This is a genomic window from Rhabdaerophilum sp. (assembly GCF_046092605.1).
GTDB lineage: Bacteria > Pseudomonadota > Alphaproteobacteria > Rhizobiales > Beijerinckiaceae > Rhabdaerophilum.
The window spans coordinates 1-5,813 of record NZ_JBJTDY010000107.1 but is presented as its reverse complement, the minus strand read 5'-3'; the positions used below and the strand labels follow the sequence as shown (position 1 = coordinate 5,813).

4 protein-coding genes are annotated in these 5,813 nt (G+C 65.6%); 3 read left to right on the top strand and 1 reads right to left on the bottom strand.

Annotated features, from left to right (window positions below):
• Nucleotides 1-1,056, top strand: a 1,056-nt coding sequence (gene tyrS / locus ACKODO_RS08355; RefSeq protein ID WP_408982981.1) for a tyrosine--tRNA ligase, incomplete at its 5' end; no start/stop codon positions are given.
• A gap of 3 nt (nt 1,057-1,059) precedes the next feature.
• Here the strand turns inward: tyrS and ACKODO_RS08350 are convergent.
• Entirely contained in the window at nt 1,060-4,473 is a 3,414-nt protein-coding gene (locus ACKODO_RS08350; protein ID WP_408982980.1) for a hypothetical protein, read from the bottom strand.
• Nucleotides 4,474-4,642: 169 nt separating this feature from the next.
• Here ACKODO_RS08350 and bcp point away from each other — a divergent pair, with 169 nt between their 5' ends.
• A complete protein-coding gene (gene bcp, locus ACKODO_RS08345; RefSeq protein WP_408982979.1) occupies nt 4,643-5,116 on the top strand; it encodes a thioredoxin-dependent thiol peroxidase in 474 nt (157 codons plus the stop codon).
• 111 nt (nt 5,117-5,227) lie between these two features.
• Entirely contained in the window at nt 5,228-5,719 is a 492-nt protein-coding gene (locus ACKODO_RS08340; RefSeq protein WP_408982978.1) for a hypothetical protein, read from the top strand.
• Nucleotides 5,720-5,813 lie beyond the last annotated feature (94 nt).

Genomic DNA, 5,813 nt, shown 5'->3' with positions numbered 1-5,813 from the left:
GGCAACAAGCCGATTCCGCTGATGGGCGGCGGCACGACGCGCGTGGGCGACCCCTCGGGCAAGGACGAGACGCGCAAGATCCTGACCATCGAGCAGATCGACGCCAACAAGGAAGAGATCAAGAAGACCTTTTCAAGCTTCCTCACCTTTGGCGCGGGCCAATCCGACGCCGTGATGGTCGACAATGCGGAATGGCTCGCGCCTCTGAATTACATCGCCTTCCTGCGCGATGTGGGCCGGCACTTCTCGGTCAACCGCATGCTCTCGATGGACAGCGTGAAGCTCCGCCTCGAGCGCGAGAGCGAACTTTCCTTCATTGAATTCAACTACATGCTGCTCCAATCCTACGATTTCGTGGAACTCGCGAAGCGCTATGGCTGCAATCTGCAGATGGGCGGCTCGGACCAGTGGGGCAACATCGTTTCGGGGATCGATCTCGGGCGCCGCATGGGCACGCACCAGCTCTACGCGCTGACATGCCCGCTCCTCACCACGGCCTCCGGGGCCAAGATGGGCAAGACGGCCAGCGGCGCGGTATGGCTGAACGAAGATCAGCTCCCGGCCTATGATTACTGGCAGTATTGGCGGAATACCGAGGATGCGGATGTCGGCCGCTTCCTGAAGCTCTTCACCTTCCTGCCCATGGGCGAGATCAATCGCCTTTCGGCGCTGGGCGGCGCGGAGATCAACGAGGCAAAGAAGGTGCTCGCCACGGAAGCCACGGCCCTTGTGCGGGGCCGCGCGGCGGCGGAAGCCGCAGCCGAGACCGCCCGCCGCGCCTTCGAACTCGGCGAGACCGCGACCTCGCTCCCCACGGTGGCGATCGTCTCGGGCGAGGTCGAAGCCGGCCTTGGCGTGCTCACGGCCTTCGTGAAGGCCGGGCTCGTCTCCGGCACGGGCGAAGCCCGCCGGCAGATCGAGGGTGGCGGGCTGAAAGTCAATGACGTCACGGTCAGCGATCCGCGCGCGGCACTCTCGCGGGCCGATTTCAATGCGGATGGCGTGGCGAAGCTTTCGCTCGGCAAGAAGAAGCACATCCTGCTGAAGCTCGCCTGAGCTTCAGCGCACCGGCGCGCCTTCACGCTGCACCTCGAACAACTTGCGCAGGATGCCCGGCGCGATGACGCTGAGCGCGTTGGTGCGCAATTGCGGCGCGCTGGCCCGGCCCTGAATGACAAAGGGCAGCGCGAAAAGCCCCTCATATTGCGTGCCGCCGAAGATCGGCCCGAAAATGGGCACCTGCGCGAAGAGATTGTTCAGCGCATAGGCCGGCACCAGCGCGCCTTTCATGTCGACGCGATCAGCAGCGTAATCGAGCACGCCTTCGAGCGTGCCGCCCACCTGCTCGCCCCAAATCACCGCCTCGCGCAATTCGATGCGGCCCGGCCGGCGATCGAAATCGGCGCGCAGCTTGGTGAAGGCCACCGCGTCCCGCGCGCCCGGAGCCACCAGAGCCTGCGATGGCAGGCGCTGCTGGATGCTGGGATCCGATTTGTATCGCGCGAGCAACGGCTCGCCCCTGACCAGGAAGTCGCGCATCTGCACCACGCCGCTCTGCCCCTCGCGTCCCACGCGGATATCCGCCGCGAGCCGCCCGCCCTGAGCGCGCGAATAGATGTCGAGGAAGCGCAGCAATGCCCCACCATCGGCGCTTGCGATGCGCAGCAACAGCCCTTCCCGCCCGCCTTCCGCGGTCTCGACCATCAGCGCATCGCCTCCGAACCGGCCGCTCGCCTGCACGCGCGCCAGCACGCCGGCGCGGCGCTGCACCTGCACATCGGCATTGGCGAGAAGTTCCCCCGCAAAGCCGACCAGGACAGTCGATTGCAGATCAAGATCGAAATCCGGCGCCCGGCTGTCGTCCACCTTGCCGGACTGGATGCCCCTGAGGAACGGTCGGGCGTCGAACGAATTACCCCGCACCGTGATGCGCATGAGGTTGCGCTGGCGCTCGATCGTCGCCTTGGCATTGTCGCCGGGCGAAAGACGGAACTCCTCGAACTCCGCCTTGTTGAAACCGCCATCGCGCTGCAAGTCGATGCGCCCCTTCAGGCTGATGCCAGGCAGATCGACCACGACATCGCCGAGCAAGACGCGGTCGCCCTTGGCCTCGTAGTCGAAGGTCACCCGGCCGGGCTGGCCCGCGCGTTTTGAAAAGCCGGGAACGATCCCCTCGATGCGGCTTTCGGTGAGGTCGAGTGTCACGTCCACATCCGGCGGATCGTTCCGCTCGAAGGTCAGGGTCACGTTAGCCGTGATGGGCCCCGCCAGAGCCGGCCGGAGATCGATGCCGCGGCGCTGCCGCTGGGCCTCGTCCAGCGTCGCTCGGACGGTGGCAACCGAGGGCTTGTCGCCCTCCGCGCGCCATTCGATCTGTGCCGGCAGGCCGTTCAGCCGGGCATCACCCTTCAGCGTCAGGGTCGAGCCTCGCCATTGCAGCTGGAACTGGCCCGCCTCCAGCCGCTCGCCGGGCGCGATATTGTTGATCGCGACCTGCCGCAGATCGGCTCGCGCATCGATCTTCAGCTCGCGCGGGCCACTGCCCTTCAGCGCAAGCTGCGCCTGGACAATGCCCTCGACCTGCCCGTCCCCGGCCGCGATGGAAGGTGGAATTGTCGCGCCGATCGCCAGTCCGGGGCTGGCAATCACGGCCGCGACGCCAGCCAGCGACCCCTTGGCCGGCAGGCGCATCTCGAGGATCGGCGGCACGCGATGAACATCGGCAACGCTGAATTCGGATCCTGCGATCGAAACCGGCGCCCCCGCAGCCGCCTCCACGAAGCCGCTTTCGACCCGAAGCTGCGCCTTGCGCCCGGAACTGCGCCCGGTCACCACCGCTTCACGCACGGGCGGCGCATCGGAGACCGGCCGGAGCGTCACGCCCTCGAGCCACCATTCGGCCGAGATCGATTCATCCGGCAGCGGGCGCTGGCGCCAGGCATCATCGAGCACCTTGCCCGCGAGACGCGAGCGCATGTCGAGGCTCGCGAGCAGACCGGCATCCAGCCGGTCGACCAGCCATTCGCGAATCTCGATGCTGACGAAGACCGGCCAGAGACGCAGGCCTTTCTCGGCCGGAAAACCGCGCGCAGCGATGTGTGTCGCGATAAGCCCCCCATCGGCCAGCGAGAATTCCGCCGAGGCGGTCGCCTCGCCCCCGGAATCGCGCACCAGCAGCCGGTCGAGCAGCACACCCGAGAGATCGCGCGGGATGCGCGCCTCGAGACCGACCTCCTCGAAGGTGACGGGCTTGCCGCCCGCCTTGTTGGGCTTGACCACGGCGCCCTGCGCCGCAAGGCGCAGGCGCTTGAATTCGCCCTCGATATCCAGCGTGCCGGCAGCCTTGATGTCGGTCTCGCGCGAGCGGAAACGCAAGGCGGGAATATTCATCCGGGGCGAGCCGGCCTCGCCCACGAATTCGATGGAGAACTCGTCGAGCCGCAGGGCGGGCACGCCATAGGGCGTGAAATCGAGGGTGCCGCCCCCCATCGCGAAGCGGGCCCGCACCGCTCCGCGCGTCTGGCCTTCGCCAACGCCCGCATCAAGCTCTGCCTCGAGCCGCAAGGCCGGGTCGACGAAGCCCAGCGGCCAGTCGAGAAGATCCGCGAGCGCGCCAAGCGCACCCACCTCGGAGCGCAGTTTCAGCCGCGTGTGGCCGTCATGCGCGGGTTCCTTCACGAGGCTCAGCACCAGTGCCTTCGGAGCGGGCCGCGCTGTGACGCCAGGCGCGCCCACTGGCCGGGCCCGCGCGATCTGCAACCGGATCTCGTCACCCTGACGGCGGATTTCCATGCTGAAAGGCACGCCAAACGGAAGCGGCGCGCCCGCTTCCGTCCGCCTGGCGATGCTGAATCGCGGCACGTCGACCGATTCGAGATTAGGCACCCCAGCGATCAGTTCGGCGAGGCCGGCAAGGCTTTCGAGCCCCATTGCCAGCCGTTCCACGACATCCGGCCCGCCCCCGGCCGGAGGCAGGACGAGATCGACCTGAGACACCGAAAGCCGCTTGGGGTCCATCGAGAGCCGGAACATCGAACTGGTGCTGAGATCGAGATCGAGCTGGCCGATGGCCACCGAATAGCCCGCCCTCGGGCTGTCGACCTTCAGACCCGAAAGCGAGAAAGCCGGATCGATGCCGGTCAGCGCCATGCCGGCGCGATCGAGCACGATGCGCGCATCCTGCCCCGCAATATCCGTGATGGCCGCCAGAACGCGCTCGCGCAGGAAATCGGAATTTTCATTGTTGCGGAAATGAAAATAGGCAAAAAACAGGCCCCCGACCATCAGAAGCGACATGATCGCGAAGCCCAGGACAAATACTCGCAAGCCGCGCCGCCAGCCAAAAGGCCGGTTCCGCAACAGCCTTTGAATGGCTTTTTCCTGTTCCAAAGCCGCCGCCTCTTTCTTGTCGCCGGACGATTCGTCCTTGTCTTCCGCCTGATAGCACAAGCGCCCGACGCGCGCCGCGTCCATGGCGATGCCCTTCCTTGATGCTTAATCCCGGCCATTGCATGGCGTTTCGAAAGGATGCAGCCAAAATCACGCCGGAACGCAATCTTCCCCGCCATGTCGGGCGTAAACCCTTCGGGCCGGCGCAATTTCCTCCGGTGCCGGCCCCAATCTTTTTTCACAGGAACGCACCATGACCGAACAGCCGCCCGCCGCCGGTACCATCGCCCCCGCCTTCACGCTTCCGGGTGACGGTGGCCGCACGATCTCGCTGAAGGATTTCGCCGGCAAGAAGCTGGTCCTTTACTTCTACCCCAAGGATGACACCTCGGGCTGCACGCAGGAAGCCAAGGATTTCAACGCTTTGAAAAGCGATTTTGCCAAGGCCGGCACCGAAATCCTCGGTGTCTCGCCCGACAGCGCCGCAAGCCACGACAAGTTCAAGAGGAAGCACGGGCTCGATTTCGCCCTCGTCTCGGATGAATCGAAGGCGATGCTCGAGGCTTATGGCGTCTGGACCGAGAAGAGCATGTATGGCCGCAAATACATGGGCGTGGAGCGCACGACCTTCCTGATCGATCCGGCCGGGAAAATCGCGAAGGTCTGGAACAAGGTGAAGGTTCCGGGGCACGCGGCCGAGGTTCTGGAAGCGGCAAGGACGCTCTGAATGGTGCCGGAAAGCCGGTCTGGAGCCCTCCGGACCGGCCCTGCTTAGCGCGGTATTAACCCTAACCGCTTAAGACTTTGTCTGAAGCAAAGTCCGGTTCGGAGTGCCGCATTGAAGCTTGCCCGCGCACCGATTACCCAGCCTGGCGCCAATACCGGTGCCCGTTTTGCATTCCTCGTGCGACGCGGATCGGGCTGGGACACGATCGAGATCGGCGGCCCGCTTTTCCTCGGCGCCATGGCACTCAGCCTGTTCATGATCCTGATGGCGGTCGCCGGAACGCTCTATCATGTCTTTCGCGATGATGCGCTGCTGGCCATGGTCTACGGCGAAAGGCGTGACCTCCGCGCCTACGAGGATCGCATCATCGAACTGCGCCAGCGAATCGACCGGCTCACCACCAGGCAGATCGCCAATCAGGATTCGATCGAGGATCGGGTCGCAGCGCTCGTCGCGCGCCAGGCGGAACTCGAGGCGCGCTACCTGCTCGTGAACGATCTCGAACAGCGCGCCGCGCAGGCCGGCCTGCATGCGCCACGGGAAGCGACGCCCGCCCTGTCGAACCGCGCGGCGCGCTGTTCGAGATCGTTCACGAGCAGGTAGCGCGCCTCGAGTTCCGCCTGGCGCGCGACGAGCGCTGCGACCCGATCCTCGATCGAATCCTGATTGGCGATCTGCCTGGTGGTGAGCCGGTCGA